The following is a 1,426-nucleotide window of genomic DNA, read 5'->3' as shown; positions in this document are numbered from 1 at the left end:
CCCGCTCGCGCCGCACACCCCCTCCACCGTCGTCGACCTGAAGGGCGAGTCCCACTACGCCCGTACGCTCGACGACCTGCCGCCCGTCTACCACCGGGTGATGGAAGCCTGGAACGCCTGCCTGGAGGAGGGCGCGGACTTCTCCGCCATGCAGCGCGCGATCCGCGAGCGGGACGTGCCCCGCATCCGCGCCGTGTGGTCCAAGCTGGTGGAGAAGCTGGACAACCAGACGTTCTACGGCTTCCTGTGCGACTCGCCGGCGTTCGCCTCCTTCCGGCACCGGGAGATCTTCGGCCAGGTCGGCTTCGGCACCGGCGGCTGGGACACCGACTTCCCCAACTCCATCCTGGAGATCCTGCGCGTCGTCTACACCGGCGCCGACGACGACCACCGGGGCATCACCGGGGGCAGCCAGCAGCTTCCGCTGCGGCTGTGGGAGCGGGAGCCGGACAAGCCCGTGCACTGGCCGCGGGGCACCAGCCTGAAGTCCCTCCACCCCGGCGGCACGCACCGCCCGGCCGTCACCCGGCTGCACCGCACCGCGGGGAACCGCATCACCGTCACCGACGCGGACGGCGCCATCCGCACCTACCGCGCCGCCGTGTTCACCGCGCAGTCCTGGCTGCTGCTCTCCCGTATCGCCTGCGACGACGCGCTGCTGCCCATCGACCACTGGACGGCGGTCGAACGCACCCACTACATGGAGTCGTCCAAGCTGTTCGTGCCCGTCGACCGCCCCTTCTGGCGGGACACCGACCCGCGCACCGGGCGGGACACCATGAGCATGACGCTCACCGACCGGATGACCCGCGGCACCTACCTCCTCGACAACGGCCCGGACCGGCCCGCCGCCATCTGCCTCTCCTACACCTGGTGCGACGACAGCCTCAAATGGCTGCCGCTGGACGCGACGGAGCGGATGGAGGTCATGCTCACCTCACTCGGCGAGATCTACCCGGGCGTCGACATCCGCGGGCACATCACCGGCAGCCCGGTCACCGTCTCCTGGGAGGCCGAGCCGCACTTCCTCGGCGCGTTCAAGGCGAACCTGCCCGGCCACTACCGCTACCAGCGCCGTCTGTTCACCCACTTCATGCAGGAGCGGCTGCCCGCCGACCGGCGCGGGCTGTTCCTCGCGGGCGACGACATCTCCTGGACGGCGGGCTGGGCCGAGGGCGCGGTGCAGACGGCGCTCAACGCCGTGTGGGGCGTCCTGCGCCACCTGGGCGGCGGCACCGACCCCGCCAACCCCGGCCCCGGCGACGTCTACGACGACATCGCGCCGGTCGCCCTCCCGGAGGACTAGGGGGTGTTTCGAAAGCCCCGCACGCCACCTGGAACGCCCGGCACGTGCTCTCGCCGCACCGGCCGAAAGCCCGAGTACGCCCAGTACGAGGGCTTTCACCCGGCACGCCGAGAGCACGCA

General features: G+C 71.5%; 1 protein-coding gene. It reads left to right on the top strand.

All coding sequences use genetic code 11. The features are described from left to right. A partial coding sequence (locus tag G5C65_RS37225) for a flavin monoamine oxidase family protein (protein WP_165303455.1) occupies positions 1 to 1,306 on the top strand: 1,306 nt, incomplete at its 5' end. Positions 1,307 to 1,426: the final 120 nt, after the last annotated feature.

Source organism: Streptomyces boncukensis (assembly GCF_011045075.1).
In the GTDB taxonomy this organism is placed as follows: Bacteria; Actinomycetota; Actinomycetes; order Streptomycetales; family Streptomycetaceae; genus Streptomyces; species Streptomyces boncukensis.
The sequence above is the reverse complement of the archived record's forward strand: the minus strand, read 5'-3'. Positions and strand labels throughout refer to the sequence as shown.